26 protein-coding genes and 1 pseudogene are annotated in these 20,693 nt (G+C 69.3%); 15 read left to right on the top strand and 12 right to left on the bottom strand.

Features of this window, described 5'->3' with window-relative positions; all coding sequences use genetic code 11:
* The first annotated feature begins 53 nt into the window (after nt 1–53).
* The 15 genes and pseudogenes from rpsP to OG520_RS11055 form a co-directional block, all read left to right on the top strand.
* Entirely contained in the window at nt 54–497 is a 444-nt protein-coding gene (gene rpsP / locus OG520_RS11125) for a 30S ribosomal protein S16 (protein ID WP_356481844.1), read from the top strand.
* A 2-nt stretch (nt 498–499) separates the two neighbouring features.
* Nucleotides 500–739, top strand: a complete 240-nt coding sequence (locus tag OG520_RS11120) for an RNA-binding protein (protein ID WP_005311361.1) — start codon at nt 500–502, stop codon at nt 737–739.
* Between the two features lie 79 nt (nt 740–818).
* Nucleotides 819–1,400: a ribosome maturation factor RimM gene (rimM, locus tag OG520_RS11115; protein ID WP_385547329.1), complete on the top strand. Its 582-nt coding sequence runs from the start codon at nt 819–821 to the stop codon at nt 1,398–1,400.
* Nucleotides 1,400–2,221 (top strand): tRNA (guanosine(37)-N1)-methyltransferase TrmD, encoded by an 822-nt coding sequence (gene trmD, locus OG520_RS11110; RefSeq protein WP_266427225.1) that lies wholly within the window; start codon nt 1,400–1,402, stop codon nt 2,219–2,221. The genes rimM and trmD overlap by 1 nt, the downstream gene beginning before the upstream one ends.
* Nucleotides 2,222–2,349: 128 nt before the next feature.
* On the top strand, nt 2,350–2,700 hold the full coding sequence (rplS, locus tag OG520_RS11105) for a 50S ribosomal protein L19 (protein ID WP_266427228.1): 351 nt from the start codon (nt 2,350–2,352) through the stop codon (nt 2,698–2,700).
* Nucleotides 2,701–2,745: 45 nt separating this feature from the next.
* A complete protein-coding gene (lepB, locus tag OG520_RS11100) occupies nt 2,746–3,516 on the top strand; it encodes a signal peptidase I (RefSeq protein WP_399333131.1) in 771 nt (256 codons plus the stop codon).
* A complete protein-coding gene (gene lepB / locus OG520_RS11095; RefSeq protein WP_399333129.1) occupies nt 3,509–4,582 on the top strand; it encodes a signal peptidase I in 1,074 nt (357 codons plus the stop codon). Before lepB (OG520_RS11100) ends, lepB (OG520_RS11095) begins: the two co-directional genes overlap by 8 nt.
* Complete coding sequence (gene lepB, locus OG520_RS11090; protein ID WP_406016460.1) at nt 4,482–5,381, top strand: signal peptidase I; 900 nt, start codon at nt 4,482–4,484, stop codon at nt 5,379–5,381. The genes lepB (OG520_RS11095) and lepB (OG520_RS11090) overlap by 101 nt, the downstream gene beginning before the upstream one ends.
* Before the next feature lie 161 nt (nt 5,382–5,542).
* Entirely contained in the window at nt 5,543–5,950 is a 408-nt protein-coding gene (locus OG520_RS11085; protein WP_266427240.1) for a hypothetical protein, read from the top strand.
* Nucleotides 5,951–6,267: 317 nt separating this feature from the next.
* On the top strand, nt 6,268–7,173 hold the full coding sequence (gene lepB / locus OG520_RS11080) for a signal peptidase I (protein WP_406016459.1): 906 nt from the start codon (nt 6,268–6,270) through the stop codon (nt 7,171–7,173).
* Nucleotides 7,174–7,225: 52 nt separating this feature from the next.
* Entirely contained in the window at nt 7,226–7,975 is a 750-nt protein-coding gene (gene lepB / locus OG520_RS11075) for a signal peptidase I (protein ID WP_406013067.1), read from the top strand.
* Nucleotides 7,965–8,453 (top strand): NUDIX hydrolase, encoded by a 489-nt coding sequence (locus tag OG520_RS11070; protein ID WP_406013066.1) that lies wholly within the window; start codon nt 7,965–7,967, stop codon nt 8,451–8,453. The genes lepB (OG520_RS11075) and OG520_RS11070 overlap by 11 nt, the downstream gene beginning before the upstream one ends.
* A gap of 64 nt (nt 8,454–8,517) precedes the next feature.
* Complete coding sequence (locus OG520_RS11065) at nt 8,518–8,826, top strand: DUF2469 domain-containing protein (RefSeq protein WP_003965949.1); 309 nt, start codon at nt 8,518–8,520, stop codon at nt 8,824–8,826.
* A 128-nt stretch (nt 8,827–8,954) separates the two neighbouring features.
* Nucleotides 8,955–9,314, top strand: coding sequence for a YraN family protein (locus OG520_RS11060; protein WP_266427246.1), 360 nt, complete (start codon nt 8,955–8,957; stop codon nt 9,312–9,314).
* Nucleotides 9,314–10,324: pseudogene (locus OG520_RS11055) on the top strand (YifB family Mg chelatase-like AAA ATPase); the annotation flags it as partial. The gene OG520_RS11060 and the pseudogene OG520_RS11055, both read left to right, overlap by 1 nt.
* 157 nt (nt 10,325–10,481) lie before the next feature.
* Here OG520_RS11055 and OG520_RS11050 read toward each other — a convergent pair.
* From OG520_RS11050 to OG520_RS10995, 12 genes are all read right to left on the bottom strand, one after another.
* Entirely contained in the window at nt 10,482–11,009 is a 528-nt protein-coding gene (locus OG520_RS11050; protein ID WP_406013065.1) for an NUDIX hydrolase, read from the bottom strand.
* Between the two features lie 34 nt (nt 11,010–11,043).
* On the bottom strand, nt 11,044–12,165 hold the full coding sequence (locus OG520_RS11045; protein WP_406013064.1) for an adenosylhomocysteinase: 1,122 nt from the start codon (nt 12,163–12,165) through the stop codon (nt 11,044–11,046).
* Between the two features lie 95 nt (nt 12,166–12,260).
* On the bottom strand, nt 12,261–12,698 hold the full coding sequence (locus OG520_RS11040) for a hypothetical protein (protein WP_406013063.1): 438 nt from the start codon (nt 12,696–12,698) through the stop codon (nt 12,261–12,263).
* Nucleotides 12,699–12,775: 77 nt separating this feature from the next.
* Nucleotides 12,776–13,216 carry a hypothetical protein gene (locus OG520_RS11035; RefSeq protein ID WP_406013062.1) on the bottom strand — a complete coding sequence of 147 codons (441 nt, stop codon included), beginning with the start codon at nt 13,214–13,216 and terminating at the stop codon, nt 12,776–12,778.
* A 55-nt stretch (nt 13,217–13,271) separates the two neighbouring features.
* Nucleotides 13,272–14,501, bottom strand: a complete 1,230-nt coding sequence (locus OG520_RS11030) for a helix-turn-helix domain-containing protein (protein ID WP_406013061.1) — start codon at nt 14,499–14,501, stop codon at nt 13,272–13,274.
* A 211-nt stretch (nt 14,502–14,712) separates the two neighbouring features.
* Nucleotides 14,713–15,036 (bottom strand): hypothetical protein, encoded by a 324-nt coding sequence (locus OG520_RS11025; protein WP_406013060.1) that lies wholly within the window; start codon nt 15,034–15,036, stop codon nt 14,713–14,715.
* Nucleotides 15,033–15,266, bottom strand: coding sequence for a hypothetical protein (locus OG520_RS11020; protein WP_402037774.1), 234 nt, complete (start codon nt 15,264–15,266; stop codon nt 15,033–15,035). The genes OG520_RS11025 and OG520_RS11020 overlap by 4 nt, the downstream gene beginning before the upstream one ends.
* A gap of 26 nt (nt 15,267–15,292) precedes the next feature.
* Entirely contained in the window at nt 15,293–16,213 is a 921-nt protein-coding gene (locus tag OG520_RS11015; RefSeq protein WP_406013059.1) for an N-acetylmuramoyl-L-alanine amidase, read from the bottom strand.
* A 69-nt stretch (nt 16,214–16,282) separates the two neighbouring features.
* Nucleotides 16,283–17,839, bottom strand: coding sequence for a hypothetical protein (locus OG520_RS11010; RefSeq protein WP_406013058.1), 1,557 nt, complete (start codon nt 17,837–17,839; stop codon nt 16,283–16,285).
* Between the two features lie 10 nt (nt 17,840–17,849).
* Entirely contained in the window at nt 17,850–18,578 is a 729-nt protein-coding gene (locus OG520_RS11005) for a hypothetical protein (RefSeq protein ID WP_406013057.1), read from the bottom strand.
* Nucleotides 18,579–19,682 (bottom strand): hypothetical protein, encoded by a 1,104-nt coding sequence (locus OG520_RS11000; RefSeq protein ID WP_406013056.1) that lies wholly within the window; start codon nt 19,680–19,682, stop codon nt 18,579–18,581.
* Between the two features lie 9 nt (nt 19,683–19,691).
* Entirely contained in the window at nt 19,692–20,693 is a 1,002-nt protein-coding gene (locus OG520_RS10995) for a hypothetical protein (protein WP_406013055.1), read from the bottom strand.

Genomic DNA, 20,693 nt, shown 5'->3' with positions numbered 1-20,693 from the left:
CGTGGCATCTTCGTTGTGCCCACCCACGTCATAGACCAGGAGACACCACTTCCGTGGCAGTCAAGATCAAGCTGAAGCGTCTGGGCAAGATCCGTTCGCCTCACTACCGCATCGTCGTCGCCGACTCCCGTACCCGCCGTGACGGCCGGGCCATCGAGGAGATCGGCCTGTACCACCCGGTGCAGAACCCCTCGCGCATCGAGGTCAACTCGGAGCGTGCGCAGTACTGGCTGTCCGTCGGCGCCCAGCCGACCGAGCCGGTTCTCGCGATCCTGAAGCTCACCGGTGACTGGCAGGCCCACAAGGGTCTTCCGGCCCCCGCGCCGCTGCTGCAGCCGGAGCCCAAGGCTGACAAGCGCGCCCTGTTCGAGGCCCTGGCCAAGGACGGCGGCGACGAGTCCAAGGGCGAGGCCATCACGCAGAAGGCGAAGAAGTCCGACAAGAAGGCGGACGAGGCTGCTGACGCGGCTGCGCCCGCCGAGTCGACCGAGGCCTGAGCATGCTCGAGGAGGCTCTCGAGCACCTCGTGAAGGGAATCGTCGACAACCCTGACGATGTGCAGGTCGCCTCGCGCAACCTGCGCCGTGGTCGCGTGCTGGAGGTCCGGGTCCACCCCGACGACCTCGGCAAGGTGATCGGTCGCAACGGCCGCACCGCACGCGCGCTGCGTACCGTCGTGGGCGCCATCGGCGGCCGTGGCATCCGCGTCGACCTCGTCGATGTGGATCAGGTTCGCTGACAGAGTTGAACACCGGCACGGGCCGGGGAGGGCCATGCGCCCGCCCCGGCCCGTCGTCGTCCGACAGGAGAGACACAAGGTGCAGTTGGTAGTCGCGCGGATCGGCCGCGCCCATGGCATCAAGGGCGAGGTCACCGTCGAGGTCCGTACGGACGAGCCGGAGTTGCGGCTCGGGCCCGGGGCCGTGCTCGCCACCGAACCGGCGGGCGCCGGACCGCTGACGATCGAGACCGGCCGGGTGCACAGCGGACGGCTGCTGCTGCGCTTCGAGGGCGTCCGCGACCGTACGGCCGCCGAGGCCCTGCGCAACACGCTCCTGATCGCGGAGGTCGACCCGGCGGAACTCCCGGAGGACCCCGAGGAGTTCTACGACCATCAGCTCATGGACCTCGACGTGGTTCTCGCCGACGGCACGGAGATCGGCCGGATCACCGAGATCACGCACCTGCCGTCCCAGGACCTCTTCATCGTCGAGCGGCCGGACGGCAGCGAGGTGATGATCCCGTTCGTCGAGGAGATCGTCGCCGAGATCGATCTGGCGGAGCAGCGCGCGGTGATCACCCCGCCGCCCGGCCTGATCGACACGAGCCAGGCCGTGATCGCCTCCGCGCGGGACGAAGAGGGCGACGACGAGGCTCCCGCGGCCGGGAAGGACGCCTGATGCGCCTCGATGTCGTCACGATCTTCCCGGAGTACCTGGAACCGCTGAACGTCTCCCTCGTCGGCAAGGCCCGCGCGCGCGGCCGCCTCGACGTCCATGTGCACGACCTGCGCGACTGGACGTACGACCGGCACAACACGGTCGACGACACCCCGTACGGCGGCGGCCCCGGCATGGTCATGAAGACCGAGCCGTGGGGCGAGGCCCTGGACGACGCCCTGGCGGGCGGATACGAGGCCGGGGCGCACTCCCCGGTGCTCGTGGTGCCCACGCCCAGCGGCCGCCCGTTCACCCAGGAACTCGCCGTCGAGCTCTCCGAGCGGCCGTGGCTGATCTTCACGCCGGCCCGCTACGAGGGCATCGACCGACGGGTCATGGACGAGTACGCGACCCGGATGCCGGTCGTCGAGGTGTCCATCGGGGACTATGTGCTGGCCGGCGGGGAAGCCGCGGTGCTGGTGATCACGGAGGCGGTCGCCCGGCTGCTGCCCGGGGTGCTCGGCAACGCCGAATCGCACCGGGACGACTCCTTCGCCCCGGGTGCGATGGCCAATCTGCTGGAGGGGCCCGTCTACACCAAGCCGCCCGAGTGGCGCGGCAGGGAGATCCCGGAGGTGCTGCTCAGCGGCCACCACGGGCGGATCGCCCGCTGGCGCCGGGACGAGGCGTTCCGTCGTACCGCCCTCAACCGGCCCGATCTGATCGAGCGCTGCGACGCCGCAGGGTTCGACAAGAAGGACCGCGAGATGCTGTCCATCCTCGGCTGGTCACCGGAGCCCGGCGGCCGATTTTGGCGCAGGCCCGAGGCCGTGGAACAATAGGTCGCTGCTGTACGTCCGGCGTGCGCCCCTGCCACAGGGGGAACGACGCCCGCCCGATGCGATCAGCACCCCCATTTCTCACTATCTCCCGTCGATGACCTGTGGCATCGGCGAAGAAAGCAGACAACATGGCTTCCCTGCTCGATGGCGTCAACGCCGCATCGCTGCGTACCGACGTCCCGGCGTTCCGCCCCGGTGACACCGTCAACGTCCACGTCCGAGTGATCGAGGGCAACCGCTCCCGTATCCAGCAGTTCAAGGGCGTTGTCATCCGTCGCCAGGGTGCGGGCGTCAGCGAGACCTTCACGGTCCGCAAGGTCTCCTTCAGCGTCGGCGTCGAGCGCACCTTCCCGGTGAACAGCCCGATCTTCGAGAAGATCGAGCTCGTCACCCGCGGTGACGTCCGTCGCGCCAAGCTGTACTACCTCCGTGAGCTGCGCGGCAAGGCCGCGAAGATCAAGGAGAAGCGCGACAACTGAGCTGACTCCCAGGTCCACAGGACGGCCGGATAGGCTCTGGCCCCGATGGACACGGAAGCAAAGCCCTCGGAGCGTGACCGCTCCTCCGCACCCGCAACGGTGCCGGAGGAGGGGTCGCGCTCCTCGCGTATCCCGGACCGGCCCACCGCATCGATGTCCTGGCGGCGGACCGCCGCGCTCGGGGCAGCCTGCGCGGTCTTCGTACTGCTCCTGAGCAACTACGTGGTGCAGCCTTTCCTGATCCCCAGCGGCTCGATGGAGCCCACACTGCGGGTGGGGGACCGGGTGCTGGTGAACAAACTGGCCTACCGCTCCGGCTCCGTGCCGCAGCGCGGCGACGTGGTGGTCTTCGACGGCACAGGATCGTTTGTGCAGGAGCCCCCGCGGGAGAATCCCGTCACCGGTCTGATGCACTCGGTGGCCGCGTCCCTGGGTCTGGCGGAGCCCGCCGAGACCGACTACGTGAAGCGGGTGGTGGGCGTGGGCGGTGACCGGGTGGTCTGCTGCGACAAGCGGGGCCGGATCGAGGTGAACGGCCGGCCGGTCGTCGAGGGCTATCTGTATCCGGGGGACGCGCCCTCCCGGGCCCGCTTCGACATCGTCGTCCCGGACGGCACGCTGTGGATGATGGGTGACCACCGCAGCAATTCCCGCGATTCGCGTGACCACCTGGGAGAGCCGGGCGGCGGCATGGTCCCGGTCGACAGGGTGATCGGCAGGGTGGACTGGATCGGCTGGCCGCCCAGCCGGCTGCGCTCACTGCCGGACGGCGCCGCCTTCGCCACCGTGCGGGCGCCGGGCGGGGGCCATGGGTAACCGCGGCCGCGGACGCGGCGGGTCCGAATCCGGGATACCGCCGACCGGCAGCGGACCGGCGGCCGAACGTTCGCTGCCCACCAGGGCGGAGCGGCGGAAGCTGGCCCGCAAGGTCAGGCGGCGGCGGCGCGGGTCCGCCGTACGGGAGATCCCGCTGCTCGTCCTCGTGGCACTGCTGATCGCGCTCGTGCTCAAGACGTTCCTGGTGCAGGCCTTCGTGATCCCTTCGGGATCGATGGAGCAGACCATCCGGATCGGTGACCGGGTGCTCGTGGACAAACTGACGCCCTGGTTCGGATCCAGGCCCGAGCGCGGCGATGTCGTCGTCTTCAAGGACCCGGGGCGCTGGCTGAGGCAGGAGAACGTCGGCAAGAAGGACTCGCCCGTCGTCGTCAAGCAGGCGAAGGAGGTGCTGACCTTCATCGGGCTGCTGCCCTCCGACGACGAGCAGGACCTGATCAAGCGGGTGATCGCGGTCGGCGGCGACACGGTGAAGTGCTGCGGCAAGGACGGCCGGATCACCGTCAACGGAGTGCCGCTCGACGAGCCCTATCTGTATCCCGGGAACCCCCCCTCCCTCATCAAATTCGAGGTAAAGGTTCCGCCGGGCCGGATCTTCGTGATGGGCGACCACCGGTCCGATTCCGCCGATTCCCGCTATCACCTGGACGAGCCGGAACACGGCACGGTGTCCGAGGACGAGGTCGTGGGACGTGCTGTCGTGATCGCCTGGCCCTTGGGCCATTGGCGAAGACTGGAAGAGCCGGAGACTTTCGGCTCGGTCGCTGACGCGCGCGCCGGGTCGGCTGCCGCGCCGGGCCCGTCGAATAGTGTGTCGTCCCAGGATCTCAACGGAATGATCCCTCTCCCGACCCCTGCGGAACTCCCGCTCGTTATGGGAGTGGTGGGCCTGCACCGGCTAGGGCGCAGGCGGTGGCACGGAGTAAGGAGTGGATGTGGGGGATTTGGCCGTCGGCGCACGATCCGGACACGAGGAACCCGAGGACCGGCCGGACCGTTCGGGCAATGCCGAGTCTGCCGGGACGACGGGCCACGCGGGGAGTGACGGCGACACTCCGGACGGCGGTGGCAAGGCAGCGAAGAAGCCCCGCTCCTTCTGGAAGGAGCTGCCACTGCTCATCGTCATCGCACTGGTTCTCGCGCTGCTGATCAAGACGTTTCTGGTGCAGGCGTTCTCGATCCCCTCGGATTCGATGCAGAACACGCTCCAGCGGGGCGACCGGGTGCTGGTCGACAAGCTGACACCCTGGTTCGGCGCGGAGCCCGAGCGCGGCGAGGTCGTGGTCTTCCACGACCCGGGCGGCTGGCTCGACGGCACCCCCGAGGTCCACCCGAATGTGGTCCAGAAGTTCCTCAGCTTCATCGGTCTGATGCCGTCCGCCGAGGAGAAGGACCTGATCAAGCGGGTGATCGCGGTCGGCGGCGACACGGTGGAGTGCAAGGAGAACGGCCCTGTCGTGGTCAATGGCAAGGCCTTGGACGAGAAGTCGTTCATCTTCCCGGGCAACACGCCCTGCAACGACGAGCCGTTCGGCCCGATCGAGGTCCCCAAGGGCCGGATCTGGGTGATGGGCGACCACCGCCAGGATTCCCGCGACTCCCGCTACCACCAGGAACTCCCGGGCAACGGCACGGTCTCCAACGACGAGGTCGTCGGCCGGGCCGTCGTCGTGGCGTGGCCGATCAGCCGCTGGGCGACCCTGCCGGTCCCGAAGACCTTCGACCAGCCGGGCCTGAACGCCGCGATGGCCGTGGCGCCCGGTGCTGTCGGCATCGCCGGAGCCGTGCCGATCGTGCTCTGGCGACGCAGGCGGGCCGGCCTGGAATCCGGCCGCCAGAAGTGACTGATGGTCCGTCATGATCCGTTGAATCGTGCCGATTCGGCAGGGTGCCGCGATGTCGTTGCGATCAAGGCATCGGCAAGATCGAGTAAATGCGAGGCGCTCGCCGGGCATTCTTCATAGGATCTTGACGACCGATCAGTACAGCTGCACAGGGGGAAGACATGGCACGTATTTCTCGGGTGAAGGTCATGGGCGCTCTTGCCGCGGCCGTCGTGGGCGTGGCCGTTGCGAGCACTCCGGCCACCGCCGACACGGGGCACTCCTACGGCTACGGCTCCTGCACCCACACGTCCGACGGCTGGTTCATCAGCAACGGGGACACGCTGTACCTCAAGGACACCTGCGCGGACGGCTTCTCCGCCGCTCTCAAGGTCGATGTGGCGCCCATCAAGACGGGCGAGGGCTACGACTTCATGGTGTGGAACAGCGGCGGCAACGGCACCACGAAGAAGGAAGACAGCCACAATTTCCCGGAGGGTGTGAAGATCTGCATCAAGGCGGGTCTCGGCCACCCGTCCACCGGTGAGATCGGCGGGTTCGGCTCCAGCTGGGTGTGTGCGACGACCTGAGCCCGGGGCCCCGTCTCCACCGGCCGGAGATGGACCGGCGGCCCAGGCCGTCCGGTACGCGATGAAGGATGCCGGCGCCCGTGACGCGGGCGCCGGACGGTACGGATGAACCGCCCTCCGGCGGCTCGGCGAGCACGCTGAGCCACCGGAGGGCGGTTGTCGGTGGTGGGCGGCCCGGGAATCGCCCGGCGGACGACAAGATGGTCGGGTACGCAGTGGCCCTGCGGAACTCCCGTTCGTTGTTCGGGGCAGTGGGCTTCGAACGCACGGGGCCCGGAGCAGGCGTGGGCGCAGAGTGAGGACTGGATGTGAGTGACGTGGCTGCCGGTGCACGACCTGGACATGGAGAGCCCGCGAAGGGGCCCGGCCAGCCCGCTGAGCCTGCCTCCGGCCCACCGGAGGAGACACCGGATCCGGACGCGCCCGCGGATGCGCAGGCTGCGGACGGGGACGGCAGGAATGTCAGGAAGCAGCGCCCTTTCTGGAAGGAGCTGCCGCTGCTGATCGTCGTCGCGCTGGTTCTCGCGCTGCTGATCAAGACGTTTCTGGTGCAGGCGTTCTCGATCCCCTCGGATTCGATGCAGAACACGCTCCAGCGGGGCGACCGGGTGCTGGTCGACAAGCTGACGCCCTGGTTCGGCGGGGAGCCCGAACGGGGTGAAGTGGTCGTTTTCCATGATCCGGACAACTGGCTGGCCGGGGAGCCGACTCCCGAGTCGAACGTGGTGCAGGACTTCCTGAGTTTCATCGGTCTGATGCCGTCGTCCAAGGAGAAGGACCTGATCAAGCGGACGATCGCGGTCGGCGGCGACACCGTGGAATGCACGAAGGGCGGTCCGGTCGAGGTCAATGGGAAGGCGCTCGACGAGCCGTACATCTTCCCGGGTGACTCGGCGTGCGACGACAAGCCCTTCGGGCCGTTCAAGGTGCCCGAAGGCAAGATCTGGGTGATGGGCGACCACCGGCAGAACTCCTGGGACTCGCGCTATCACACCGAGGACGCGACCAAGGGCTTCGTGCCCGTCGAGGACGTCGTCGGGCGGGCCGTGGTCGTGGCCTGGCCGATCAACCGCTGGGCGACGCTGTCGGTCCCGGACACCTTCGACCAGCCGGGGATCGGCGTGGCGGCGGGCCTGGCCCCGGGCGCGCTCGGCGTGGCGGGTGCGCTGCCCCTCGTACTGTGGCGCCGCAGGAGGCTGACCAGCGGGCGTACCGCCGGGTAGGGTGCCGACTCGGATCAGCGATTGTCGATCTCCGAGGTGGGGGGACGCTGGGATGAGCGGAAAAGGACGTACGGGTGACGGTCACGGCCGGCTCGGCAGCATGCTGTCGGGGCTGGCCGTGGCCGTCGGCTGTGTGCTCTTCCTCGGCGGGTTCGCCTGGGGGGCGGTGGTGTACAAGCCGTACACGGTGCCGACCGAGTCGATGACGCCGACGGTGCATTCGGGCGACCGGGTGCTCGCGCAGCGGATCGACGGCAGCGAGGTGCACCGCGGTGACGTGGTGGTCTTCACCGATCCGGCGTGGGGCGACATGCCGATGGTGAAGCGGGTCGTCGGGATCGGTGGTGACAAGATCGCCTGCTGCGCGAAGGGCGGCCGGCTCACGGTCAACGGCAAGCCCATTGACGAACCGTATCTGCACACGAAGGGCCTCGCCTCGGCCGAGGACTTCACGGCGGAGGTGCCCGAGGGGCAGCTCTTCCTGCTGGGCGACGAACGCACCGCCTCGCTGGACTCCCGGGTCCACCTGGACGACGTGGGGCAGGGCTCCGTCCCCCGTGACGCGGTACAGGCCCGGGTGGATGCCATCGCCTGGCCGATGAACGGCATGGTCGAGCGTCCGCGGGCCTTCGCCGCCCTCCCCGGCGGGGTGTCGTCGCCCGGACCCCTGCGGTTGCAGCTCGGGGCCGTGGTCGTGGGCGTGGTGCTCATCCTGGGCGGTGCGGCATACGGCCCGATCGCGGCCCTGTTTGCGCGATCGGCACGGAACAAGCGCGGAAGGGTTCCCGCCGGTGCGCATTGAGAAGCGGAAGGTCGCCCGCGTGGTGCTCCTCGACCCCGACGACCGGATCCTTCTGATCCACGGGTTCGAACCGGAGGATCCGGAGAGCACCTGGTGGTTCACCCCCGGCGGCGGCCTGGAGGGCGACGAGACCCGGGAGGAGGCCGCGCTGCGCGAGCTCACGGAGGAGACCGGCATCACCGATGTCGAACTCGGCCCGCTGCTCTGGCAGCGGATGTGCTCATTCCCGTTCGACGGCCGCCGCTGGGACCAGGACGAGTGGTATTTCCTGGCACGTACGACACAGACCGTCATCGACACCAGTGGGCTGACCGGGCTGGAGCAGCGCAGTGTCGCGGGCCTGAGGTGGTGGACCTCCGCCGAACTGTCGGCGGCGCGTGAGACGGTGTACCCGACCAGGCTCGCCGAGTTGCTGCGCACGCTGCTCGACGAGGGTCCCCCGCGTACTCCACTGGTTCTGGACCCCGAAATCGCCTAAGCGCCCAGGGGGCCCGGGGCCTGGCGCACAATGGGGGGACGCACGGCTGAAGGGGAACATGCCAATGAGCGCCGAGGACCTCGAAAAGTACGAGACCGAGATGGAGCTGAAGCTCTACCGGGAGTACCGAGATGTCGTCGGTCTGTTCAAATATGTGATCGAGACCGAACGGCGCTTCTACCTCACCAACGACTACGAGATGCAGGTGCACTCGGTCCAGGGCGAGGTGTTTTTCGAAGTATCGATGGCGGACGCCTGGGTCTGGGACATGTACCGGCCCGCACGGTTCGTCAAGCAGGTACGGGTGCTGACGTTCAAGGACGTCAACATCGAGGAGCTCAACAAGAGCGATCTCGAACTCCCGGGTGGCTGAGCCCACTCCAAGGGGGGATTCGATTCCCACTTCCGGGTGGCCGGGTTATCCACAATTCCGCAGTTGTCCACCAAGATCCACAAGCCGGGACCTGACGCGTCAGAGTCGGTCCCGGAGGTGGTGCCGAAATGAACGCACGGGGGGCACTCGGGCGGTACGGCGAGGATCTGGCGGCACGGCTGCTGGCCGAGTCAGGCATGTCCGTACTGGAGCGGAACTGGCGCTGTCGCGCCGGTGAGATCGACATCGTCGCGATGGACGGCGACGCACTCGTGGTCTGCGAGGTGAAGACCCGCAGGGCGGGCGCGTTCGAACATCCGATGGCGGCCGTCACGCCGGTCAAGGCGGAGCGGCTGCGGCGGCTGGCCGGTATCTGGATGGACCGGCACGGCGGCCCGCCGTCCGGCGGGGTCCGGATCGACCTGGTCGGGGTGGTGCTGCCCAGGCGCGGAGCGCCCGTCGCCGAGCATGCGCGGGGGGTGGCCTGATGGGGTTCGCGCGGGCGTGCTCGGTGGCGCTCGTCGGCGTCGAGGGTGTGGTGGTGGAGGTCCAGGCGGACCTGGAGGCGGGGGTGGCCGCGTTCACCCTGGTGGGGCTGCCGGACAAGAGCCTGGTGGAGAGCCGGGACCGGGTCAGGGCCGCAGTGGTGAACTCGGGGGCGGAGTGGCCGCAGAAGAAACTCACGGTGGGTCTGTCACCGGCCTCCGTCCCGAAGAGCGGCTCCGGGTTCGATCTCGCTGTCGCCTGCGCGGTGCTGGGGGCGGCCGAGCGGATCGATCCGGCGTCCATCGCCGATGTGGTGATGATCGGTGAGCTCGGACTCGACGGCCGGGTGCGGCCGGTGCGCGGTGTGCTGCCGGCCGCGCTCGCCGCAGCGGAGGCCGGGTACCGCCAGGTCGTCGTGCCCGAACAGACGGCGGGGGAGGCGGCACTGGTCCCCGGGGTCTCCGTCCTCGGGGTACGGAGCCTGCGGCAGTTGATCGCCGTGCTCTGCGAGGAGCCCGTGCCCGACGAGCGGGAGGCGCACGACGAGGGGCGCCCGGACACCATGCTGGCCGGGCTGATGGTGCCCGGCGCGGGCATCGGTACCGGGCTCGCCCGCGGGGCCGGTCAGGGCGAGGGAAATTCACCGGATCTGGCGGACGTGGCGGGGCAGAAGCGGCCCCGCAAGGCTCTGGAGGTCGCCGCGGCCGGTGGTCACCATCTCTTGCTCTCGGGACCGCCGGGCGCCGGCAAGACCATGCTGGCCGAGCGGTTGCCGGCGATCCTGCCGACGCTGACCAGGAAGGAATCCCTGGAGGTGACCGCGGTGCACTCGGTGGCAGGCATTCTGCCGCCGGGAGAGCCACTGGTCACCCGGCCTCCCTACTGTGCGCCCCACCACTCGGCGACGATGCAGTCGCTGGTCGGCGGGGGCAACGGGCTGCCGCGGCCCGGTGCGGTCTCGCTGGCCCACCGGGGGATTCTCTTTCTGGATAGGGCCTGTAAAACAAGTGGGCTAGGTGACCCGATAGGGCCCGTGAAGCGTCAGGGCTGCACTGTTTCGGTCCCTCAGCGGCTCTCTGACGGCCTATCGGACGGTCGGGGTCCGCAGACACACCGACGGCCCGGGTACCCCCTTGGTGGGGTGCCAGGGCCGTCGGCGTGCGCGGGAGCTACGGACGCGTTGCGGCCATCACCCGGGAGCGCAGGGGCTCAGCCGTCAGCATGTCGGCGAACTGCCACGAGTACGCGGTGACCTCTTCCTCTTGCAGCTCGACCAGGTCGGCCGTGGTGCGGAACAGGTACCGGAAGTCGAAGTGTTGGTGTGCCTCTTCGCCCTTGTCGGGATTCGCCGGAATCGGGTGGGCGTCGATGTGCAGCGGTACGCCACTGTCCGGCTCTACCTGGTCCGGGCTGATGCCGGTCTCTTCAGCCAGTTCCCGCAGGGCGGCGTCGAGCAGGGTCGTGTCGCTCTCCTCAACGTGTCCGCCGGGCAGCAGCCACTTACGGAGTGCACGGTGCTCGATGGTGAGCACGCGCCCGTCGGGGCGGAGCAGGACGGCGCCGGCCGTCACGTGTCCGCGATACTCCTTGCGCGACGCGATCGACTCGCTGGCCTCGTCGAGCACCTCGGAGAAAATGGACAAGCTGTCCTTTTCATCCGGATGGCTGGCGAGGTAGGTGTCGAGGGTGTCGCGCACATGCTGTGCCGTGATCGGCATGAGGTGCTGTCTCCTATCGGTTGTAGTAGTTGAGCCACGTAGCCGCGATGGACGCCCGGTCGTCGGCGTCCACCTCGTGCATACCGTGTCCGAGGTCGCCCCGGGTCAGCATTCGGACGCCCGCGAGTATCTCGGCCTGCACGAGGAAGATGAACGGGCCCACACTGGCGCCGTGCAGGAAGTTGACGGCGTTACCTCCGTTGAGCAAATAGAAGTAGTGGCCCGTGGTCTGGTATCGGGTGACGTGCTCGCCGTTGGGCGTCCGCTGGTAGACGTCTGGAAGGGCGGCGAGGTCGAGTTCGTCCTCGCTGCTGGTAACCGTTGCGACGTAGGCACCGTTCCGCAGAGAGGAGAAGTCCTCGCCACGGAGAGACACGGCACCCGTTGCACACAGGACCAGGCCGGCGCCGTGCAGTGCGGCGTCGCGGTCACGTGCCACCGTGAAGCCCTGCGAAAGGGCCTGTGTCCGTCGAACGGGGTCAACGTCGTGCACGGTGACCTGTACGCCCTTTGCGTGAAGCAGGCGCGCGATGCTGGATCCGAGCTTTCCGAACCCGATCACGAGGGCGGCGCGGCCGTGCAGGATGTCGCCGCGACTGCGCATGAGCGCTTCCGTGGAAAACACGACTGACTGGCCAACGAGGAAGTCCTCGGGGTCTTTGAGCGGCGAGCGAGCAACGGAGACGACGGGGCAAGGTAGCTTGTCGCGCTCGGCGTATCGCTTGTGCCCGTTCTCGGTGTCCTCGACGACGCCGAGGATTCGACCGGAAAAGTTGTCGCACAGAGCGTTGAGGATGGGCGCGAAGTACCCGCCCACGTCGCACAGCACGACGTCCTCGCCAGCGGCTCGCGATTCTACGTAGTCGACGGCTGCGGCTGCGTCCTCGAACAACTCGCGCGACAGGGTGTCGCACTGAGTCGTCTTCTCGATCTCCCGGCGCGCGGCGGGGTCGATGGACTTCGGCTTGGGTAGGACGGCGCGCAGTCTGGTCCCGGTCCCGACTGCTCGAACGAACGACGGGCGTTCCGGCAGAAGGTGCGTGATCAGGAAGCATGACGGCTTCTCGGTCGGGGCGAACGTGTCGGCGATTCGCGCGAAATAGGAGTCGAGACGTGCGCGCTCAAACTGTTCCATGGACTCACTTCCCTTGGTCTTGGGGCGGTGGTTCTGAACAGGTGGTGCGCCGCCCCCGCGCCCGGGGGGAACCGTTGTCGACGCGGGGGCGGAGTTCACAGGGTGAAGCGCCACCGACGCGGCTTGCGGTGGAGTCCCACCCCCGCCGGGGCACACTGGCGACTTCCGGCGGGAGTGGGGGACTGTAACGGCCTACTGCGGGTCGGCAGGGCGTAGGCGCGCACGGAGTATTGGGCGTCGTAGTCCGTGACATTGAGCAGATAGGTGTTACCGGAGCTGAGGACACGCAGGGCGTGCTCGTACCGCTCGTTACTGCTGGCCCATGCGAGCAGGTCAGCGTCGGGGCGCGCGCAGGCCGGGCCGGCGGCGACGAGCAGAACCGACCCCAGATATGGGGCGGTCGGCTCGGGGGCGAGCAGGCGGGCGAGCCGTTGCGCCTCGGCTCGCATCCATCGCGCGGCAAGCCTGGGCGAGGCGGCCCGGTAGAACGCGAGGACGACCTCGCGGGAGCCGCTCAGGTCGTGGGCGGTCACCTCGCAGCGAAATGCGACGGCGGCGTGCCTGAGTGGGCGCGCGGGGGGCGGCGGGCGGTGGGTCATGACGGCCGCGCTCACAGCGTGAGCCCCCGGGCCTTCTCCCGTTTCTCAATCAGCCGGTCGAGTTGCTGGTGACACAGCTCGACTTGAGCCGGGGTCAGGATGAGCAGCGACTCGGACGTGCCCCCGTCTTCGTGATGGACAGTGACCGGTAGGGCGGCCTGCTGCGCCTGGTGGTCGTAGATCACGTCCCGCTGTTGCGGGGTTACGTGGGTGATGGGCACGGCCACGGGGCGCAGGGTGGCCCCGTCGGGCTTCGCGCGCCAGTCGCTTCCGCCCCCGGGCAAGCGCAGGTGGTACGACTTTGCGGTGTCGCTCGGCAGGTCAACTACGACCCCGATCTGCCCACCCTTGGCAAGGTCGAGGGCGAGGTCGCCAAGTCGCGGATGAAACGGGGCGCCTGCGCCTAACTCGACGCTACGCACGGTGAGTTGCTTCGAGGTCTGTTCGGCCATGCACCGAAGCTAGGAGCGAGCTAGGGGCCGAATATGAACCGGAGGAATATCACCCTTATCCGTCGAGGTGAAACCGGTCTGACATGCGGCGCAGCTTCTCGCGCGTGGTCGCTCGTTCGGCGTAGACGATGCTCCGCAGGGTTGACCGGGCAATGGGATGGTTCCGGATGAGCTGCGGGGCGATGCGCTCGGCGGTCTCCAGTTCCTTCACCGCCTTGTCGCGGTTCCCGTCCCACAGCCACGCGCGGGCGAGGTCCATGTGATGGTGCCCTTGCCGGGAGTTGGGGAGTGCTGCGACCAGGTCCCGGGGCGTGCGCCTGTTTATGGCCAGTGCCTTGCGCTGCTCGCGCATCTCCAGTGCGACGCTGATTGCATGGATTTGAACGTTGCCCGGTGAGAACGTGAGCGAATGCCGGTCGTAGATCGGGGGGCCGGCGTACCCGCACAACCGATCGGCGGCGGCTTTGGCATGGCCGATGCGGTCTTCGGCTTCCGCTGTGCGTCCGCCCCGGGCGGCGGAGACAGCCGCGCGAAGTTGGAGAGATCCCCACGCGCGTACGGCGAGGGGATCGCCCTGGTCGTATCCCTGCTGGACGCTGTGAATGGCCCGGTCGGAGAGGGCGATAGCGTCCGCCCAATCCGCAGTTGCCCACATGTCCCATACGCGCATCCAGTCCGCGACGGCTGGCATGACGGAGTCGCCGGACAGGCGGGCCGACCATACGGCCCGTTCGCAGGCCATGGCGACCAACTCAGGGTGCCCGAGGGCGTGCGCGGAGGTGTGGGCGAACTTGCAGCACACGGCGTAGATGGCGAACGCTTCCTCGCGCTCGTGGCCGGTGGAAACCTCGGCGAGGGCGCGGGCCTCGCGGAACAGGTCAGGAAGTACCTGCATGATCGCTACGTTCGCCGCAGCATCGCGCAGGCGGTGCAGTCGGGTTGCCTCTTGCCAGAGTTGACCCGACGGCCGGGGCGCTCCTTCGAAAACCGGGGCGAGGTCATACCGGCGCAGCTCGCGCAGGATCGACGACGCGGCGACCTGCCATTGGTTCTCATCGGGCGAGCTGTTGTACGGGCGGCCAATGAGGTCGTTGGGGTGTACGTGCAGCTCGGCGGCAACCTGGTTGAGCAGGCCGACGCGGTCGAGTTCGATCAGGCCGCGTTCCATCTTTGATACCCACCCCTGAGACTTCCCCAGGGCGGCGGCGAGGTCTGCCTGCGGCATTCCGAGACGGAGCCGTGCGCGGCGGGCGCGGCGGCCGATCTCCTCGGCTTCCTCCAACATCAGCGCGCCCCCCTTGCGGCGAGGCGCTGGCGGCTTGCAAGCGTTCGGCGAGGCATCCGTGCTCCATCCGTCGGGCTCATACTCATGACGGTACAGAGCGTGCGCGGTGCGTGTGGAGGGCTACAGGTCAGGAAGTCCCCAGAAACGACAAAGACGCCCCCGCGCCGGCGCGAGGCCGGGGCGGGGGCGAGGTACTGCTCGTTGGTGGGTGCTACTCGTCGAGCGTGCGCCGGGTGCGCTCGTCGACGCGGTCGACGGCGTCGCGCAGGCTCCCCCCGCTGTTTGGGTGCAGTTCGTGCTCGACGGCGCCGAGCTGCTCCTCGATGGCGTCGAGTCGTTGCATGACGCCCGGGCGTCCGGCGACGCCGGGGCGGGTCGGGGTGCCCTGCCAGTCGTCGGCGAGGTCGCCGAGTCGTTCGGCGAGGCGGCGCGCGCCCCGGGTCGCTCGGTAGAGCAGGCCCAGGGCGCCGCCCACGGCGGCGATGACGGCGCACCAGACGACGGCGAGGTCGACGCCGGGGATTCCGGTACTCACGTTCTCGGGGCCTCCTCGTCGACCAGGCCCAGGCCGACGCGGTCGAGCAGGGCCTCGACGCCGGGCAGTGCCATCACTCGGGCAAGGCCACCCGCGACGGCGAGGGCGCCGGCAACCCACGGGAGGGATGCCGGAACGCCGGACGCGTCAACGATGGCGGGCAGTACGACGGCGAGTCCGACGGCGCCCTGAATGACGGTGCGGATGGTCCGCTTAGCAGCAGTAGACACGGGTGGTTCTCCTTCGGTTGGGGGGATCACTTGGCGTGCGCGGTGCGGTGCAGGTACGCCCACCCCTTCGCGCCGATGGCCGGGTCGTACGACGTGCCGGCGCTGCGGTAGGACGGGTGGGCATTGTGGAAGCGGGCGACCGCGGCCTGAGTCTGCGGGCCGTAGTTGTCGGACTCCGTGACGCTCTGCGGCATGAACCCGCAGGTCTTGAGCACGCGCTGCAACGGCTTCGCGGACGGGTTGGCCTTGTTCGGGGCGAGGCCGGCCGGGAACGCCGGCGGGGTGTACGGCTTCGGCTTGCTCGGGGTCGAGGGCTTGCTCGGCGCCTTCTGGCCGAGCAGCTCGGCGACGCGGGCCCGGATCTTCGCCATGGTGAGCGCGGGCCCGCCCTTCTTGCCGATCGGGCCGCGCGGGTCGATCTTGCCCGGCTGCCACTCGCTGTGTCCGATGACGGACGCGGCGCCCCACCCGTGCGCGCGGCAGATACCGGCGGCGGCCCGGGCGATGGCCTCGACCTGCGCCTCGGGCCACGGGTCGGCGTTGTCGCCCAAGTTGATGCACTCGAACCCGTAGAAACGTGCGTTCCCGTCGGTGTTCGCCTCGTTGTCGGCCGGCAGGGCGCGCTCGGCGATGACGGCGGCGAGCACGTCGTCGTCGCCGAGGCCGGCGTGATTCGCGCGCCCGTAACCGACCAGGTGCACGGTTCCGGCCTTGTCGATGACGCCGTGACAGAGCGGGCCAGGGAGCGAGCTGTACCCGTCGCGGCAGATGGCGACCGAGTGGTCGGTGCCCGACGTGACGGTGTGGTGAATCATGACGCCATGCATGGGGCCCCATGAGCCGTGACCGGCCCGGTTGTGGGTGCGCCACGATCCGACCTCGACGACGTCGACGGCCTCGGCGCGCAGGGCGGACAGGAACGCGGACGCGGTGAGCGGTGTTGCCATGGTGGGTGTCTCCAGACATGAAAAAACGCCCTCGGCGACTGCCGGGGCGTACGGGGGAAGCGGGAAGGGTCAGACCATGGCCAGAGCCATAACGGCCGGGTCGAGGCCGACCTCGCCCACGGCCTGATTCACGGTCGCAGGCAGTGAGGTTTGGGAGTTCAGGCACCATGCGCGCTGAAACGTCGTCCCCATGTAGAAGTTGGCGGGGGCGCTCGGCGACTCGTTCTGTACGTGCATGTAGTAGAAATCCGTGGCGGCGCCGGCGGACATGAGGAACGCGGCCCAGTAGCGGCCGGGGGCGAGCGTCGCCGTGGCGGTGAGTGCGATCGGGACGGCGCCGATGTGGTTGTTGGCGGCGCCCGGTGCGGTCCCGGTGATCTGCCCGGCTTCCGCGACGCTCGACACCAGGCCGGACGTCGCAACCCGTGAGCCAGCTTCGTTGTAGATCCCGACGTAGAACCGTGCGGCCGGGACGGCGGTGGACCCTGCCCACCCCCGGGCGAAGATCACGACCCTGTTTACCTGCGTGCTCTCCGTAATGTTGACGCCGGACATGTAGAGCCGTTGGATAACCGCGGCCTTCGGTGTCCCGGTCGGGTTGGCAACGTGCGCCGGGTCGACCGACCAGGCCGCGAATCCGAGTGACTGCGGTGTCCAGACGTTGCGCGGCGCGGTGGTCGGGAGCTGCGCGGCCGGTATACGGGTGGTCGAGTCGAGGCTAGCAACGCCGTTTGCGGCGGCCCGGGCGGTTGTGGCGAGGGCGCCCACCTGTGCGGCGGTGTGCGTGTGCGCGGCGGTCGCGGCCCCGACGTCGGCGGCGGCGAGGACAACGTCGCCCGTCTTCGTGTTGACAGACGTAACGGCGCCCCCGCCGGACGACGTCGGTAGCTGTGCGCTCGGAACCTTCCCGGACGCGTCGAGCTGCGCCACGCCCCCGGCGGTGCCGGCCGCAGTCGAGGGGATCGCCCCCACGTCGACGGCGGCGAGGACGACGACGGCCTGCGACTGCCCGTTGACGGACTGGACGACGCCCGGGGCCCCGTCCTTCCCATCCGTGCCGTTCGTGCCCGGTGTTCCGGGGTCGCCCTTGGCTCCGGTCGCTCCGGTGGCGCCTGTTGCGCCCGTGCTTCCCTTGGCTCCCGGCGTTCCTGCCGCTCCGGTGGCTCCGGTGGCGCCCGTCGCGCCGACCAGGGATACGAGCCACTCCTGCACAGTGCCGACGAACCCCTGCTCGACGGCTACCTCGAACGCGCTGTCGCCCCTGACGGCAACATAGTTGGGCTTGCCCGGGTCGCGGGGGGCGATGTCGGCGAGGTCGACGACGGGGTGCTCTGCGGGGAGCAGGATCGCGTACGAGCGGTTCGAGGGGACGCCGGCGAGCTGCTCCGTGACGACGTACGCCCACCCGTCGGGGTCCATCCCGGGGGCGTCGGTGGCGGGCACCGTTGCGGATATCGCGCCGGTCGCGTCGAGGGCGGCGACGACGGGCCCGCCGAGGATCACGTCGGAGTCGGGGAAGGTCAGGACGGCTGGGGCGCGCAGGGTGACCGATCCGGAGAGGGGCCGGCCGTCGGGGGTGAGATACCGGGCGGTGACGGTCACTGTGGGGATGTTCTCGGGCAGCACTGAGGGGCTCCTAGTTGGCCTCTGAGGGGGTGATGGTGTTGACGCCCCACACGCCGCGAACCCGCAGTGTGCAAACGCCTGTGCCGGACGTGCGGCTTGCCCACATCACGACCGAGACGTCGCTGCCGTGCGGGAAGTCGGCGGCGGGGAGCGTGACGCGCTCGTTCACGTCTTTGGTCGTGGCCGAGCTGCTGAGCGTCCATGTCGGCCCGTACTGCACGTTCCCGATTTTCATGACGACTTGGGCGGCGGTGCCGGACGGCCCGGAAATCTGGAGATTGACGCGCAGCACCTTGTGTTGCGTGAGCATCTCCCCGGAGTACAGGGCGACGTCGGTGTCGTTGCTGAACTGCATGAACGGGGCGAGAGGGACCGGCACCCATGGGCGGCCAAGGTATCCGTCGGCGTACCCGTCATCCATCACGATGACCCCACCGGAGCGGTTGAACATGCGGACCATTTGCCCGCCGGTGTTGACGTCGTCGCCGACGGTCAGGGCCGCTGTGCCGTCCTCCCGTGCCATGCCGACGGCCCAGTCGCCTTCGGCGGTTTGCCCGGTCATGAAGATGCGGTTGCCGTTGGGCGCCTGCGCGATGATGCGGCCCCCCTCGCCGATGACGATGTCACCGTGCAGGATCTTGTCGAGGGCCGGCCGCATCTGCGAGCGGCCGGTGAGTTCGCGCACCTGCCGTTCGAGAGAGCGGATCCGGTCGAGGATGTCCTGCGGGAGTGCGGCCACTTACGGGACCTCCAGGTACAGGCGGGCCGACTCGGGCCGGCCGCGCTCGGGTGGGGTGATGCCGAGACCGACGACGCGGTACCGGGCGTCGAGGGTCTCGGGGTGCCACAGGTCCCGGATCCGCAGGCGCACGGTTGCGCCGAGCAGGGCGGGGGACACGGGGGCGCGGGACATGTCGAGAGTGACCTCGGGGACGACGGTCCCGGCCCGGGCGGCGGCGAGGTCTGCGGCGGCGTGCCCGTCGAGGGTCGCCTGCTCGTTCACCGTGGTGTAGTCGCTGCTTCCGTCGAGGCGTGGCCACCCATCGGCGACGTCCTGGTCGGCGAGCTGCAACGCGGACGTTATGGGGACGCTGTCGGCGGCCTGGTTCTCGTTGTCGGTCGCGCCCCTCGACTGCCACGCGTTCGCGCGCTTGGTGGCGTCGACGGGCCACGTGTAGGCGGTGACCGGTCCGGGGTGGTCGAGGACGATGTCGGTGGACCCGGTACGGATGGTCGGCGTACCGAGTTGCAGCCGTTTGACCCTGCGGCCGTCGGCGTCGCGGAACGATGCGATACGCCACTCGAAACCGCCCTCGACTGCGCCGAGTTGGTCGAGCAGGTCCCGGACGACGGGCAGGTCGAACCGTGAGTACGTCCGCTCGCGCAGGGTGCCCGACACGTCCGTCGGGTACTCGATCCCGATGTCGCCGCCCGGGGTGGACTGCACGTAGTCGAGCAGGCCGCGGACGATGTCGTACTGGTCGGTCGGCGCGGTCGTTTGCAGGGTGTCGTACAGCATTCGGTGCGACAGGTACGTATCCCACGTTCCGGCCTGCACCTGTACGCCGAGGAATCCGCGGCTGTCCGACTGCACGGCGGCCGTCCATAGGACTCCGCCCCACCAGATGTCGCGGCCCCTCTCCAGCCATACGGCCGTACGGCCCGGGACGATGGCGGCCCGGGCCCGCGCGGCAACCGACGCGTTCGGTATCGGCACGGTGCCGGACATGGCGCCGGACTTGCCTATGTAGTCGTCGAGGCTGAGCTGCTGCACTGGCAGGGCGTCGAGTACCTGGTCGGAACGCAGGTCACAGAGCAGCAGCCGGTACCCGGGGGAGATCACGCGACCCCCTCACAGGACGTAGCACGCACTGATACGGATGTTCCGGCCGCTCTGGATGGAGCCACCCGGGGACCACGTCCGCAGGGCGACGTTTCCGGCGGTGCTGATGCGCACGCCTCCGTCGCCGTATCCGTCGGACGCTGCGCCCTCGACGTCGTACGCGGGGCGCCACCCGGCGGGAATGACGGCGACGTTCTGGTCGGTGATGTTCCCGCCGGCCGGAACCGGGATTGCGGTACCGGTGCGGGTCACTTCGACCGTGAACGAGCAGACACCCCCGACGCGGCGGGCGTTGAACGCGGTCACGCCGTATCCGCTCGCCGCGGTGGCGCCGGTGCTGATCGTCTCGACGTCGCGCGGCGGCCGGTAGGTGGACCATGTGGAGGTTGCGGCGTTCCAGCGTTCGAGGACTCCGCCCACGTCGCGGAACTGCCCGTCATAGCTACCGACGAACGACGTTCCCCACCCGCGCGGGATGATCCCGCCGTAAGCGGCGGTGTACCGGCGGCGGTCGGCGAGGGCCGACTGCCAGTTGATCCCGCCCGTACCGGCGGACGCGCCGGCCGGAACGGTGATGGACCACAGGCGCAGGGACGACGGGGGCAGGTTTGGCTCGACGGGGGACGGCTGCGGCTCGCCGACGACCAACTCGACGGCGACGGCGGTCTGCCCGGTCGCGTCGAACAGGCCGTCGCGCACGCGGAGCACGATGGAGTCGATACGGGGGTACTGCGCGTTCCCGTCGCCCACGGTGAGCGTCTCGGGGACGGTCACGGCCACGGGGTAGGCGCCCTGCGCGGTGGTGCCCTGTACCAGGGCGCGGCCGATGCCGAGCTGCACCTGCATGGCGCCGGCGCCGCTCGCCATAAGCGGGGCGCCGCCGGCTATCACTCCGTCGCGGGTGGTCAGTTCACCCTCGGGCGCGAACGTGCCGAGGGGGGCGAGGCGGGTGTCGGTGCGGGTCTGCCCGTCCGGGGGTCCGGCGAGCAGCCACGCGGCGCGCACGGTCAT

The sequence above is a fragment of the Streptomyces sp. NBC_00984 genome, assembly GCF_045162475.1.
Lineage (GTDB): Bacteria > Actinomycetota > Actinomycetes > Streptomycetales > Streptomycetaceae > Streptomyces.
Note: the sequence above shows the minus strand (reverse complement) of the source record. Positions and strands in the feature narration are given on the sequence as shown.

What these genes read in the sequence shown, in the direction of transcription:
- OG520_RS11120 (WP_005311361.1), top strand. Translation starts at nt 500, where the DNA reads ATGCTCGAGGAGGCTCTCGAGCACCTCGTGAAGGGAATCGTCGACAAC.
- trmD (WP_266427225.1), top strand. Translation starts at nt 1,400, where the DNA reads ATGCGCCTCGATGTCGTCACGATCTTCCCGGAGTACCTGGAACCGCTG.
- rplS (WP_266427228.1), top strand. Translation starts at nt 2,350, where the DNA reads ATGGCTTCCCTGCTCGATGGCGTCAACGCCGCATCGCTGCGTACCGAC.
- lepB (WP_399333131.1), top strand. Translation starts at nt 2,746, where the DNA reads ATGGACACGGAAGCAAAGCCCTCGGAGCGTGACCGCTCCTCCGCACCC.
- lepB (WP_399333129.1), top strand. Translation starts at nt 3,509, where the DNA reads ATGGGTAACCGCGGCCGCGGACGCGGCGGGTCCGAATCCGGGATACCG.
- OG520_RS11085 (WP_266427240.1), top strand. Translation starts at nt 5,543, where the DNA reads ATGGCACGTATTTCTCGGGTGAAGGTCATGGGCGCTCTTGCCGCGGCC.
- lepB (WP_406013067.1), top strand. Translation starts at nt 7,226, where the DNA reads ATGAGCGGAAAAGGACGTACGGGTGACGGTCACGGCCGGCTCGGCAGC.
- OG520_RS11065 (WP_003965949.1), top strand. Translation starts at nt 8,518, where the DNA reads ATGAGCGCCGAGGACCTCGAAAAGTACGAGACCGAGATGGAGCTGAAG.
- OG520_RS11060 (WP_266427246.1), top strand. Translation starts at nt 8,955, where the DNA reads ATGAACGCACGGGGGGCACTCGGGCGGTACGGCGAGGATCTGGCGGCA.
- OG520_RS11045 (WP_406013064.1), bottom strand. Translation starts at nt 12,165, where the DNA reads ATGGAACAGTTTGAGCGCGCACGTCTCGACTCCTATTTCGCGCGAATC.
- OG520_RS11035 (WP_406013062.1), bottom strand. Translation starts at nt 13,216, where the DNA reads ATGGCCGAACAGACCTCGAAGCAACTCACCGTGCGTAGCGTCGAGTTA.
- OG520_RS11030 (WP_406013061.1), bottom strand. Translation starts at nt 14,501, where the DNA reads ATGTTGGAGGAAGCCGAGGAGATCGGCCGCCGCGCCCGCCGCGCACGG.
- OG520_RS11015 (WP_406013059.1), bottom strand. Translation starts at nt 16,213, where the DNA reads ATGGCAACACCGCTCACCGCGTCCGCGTTCCTGTCCGCCCTGCGCGCC.
- OG520_RS10995 (WP_406013055.1), bottom strand. Translation starts at nt 20,693, where the DNA reads ATGACCGTGCGCGCCGCGTGGCTGCTCGCCGGACCCCCGGACGGGCAG.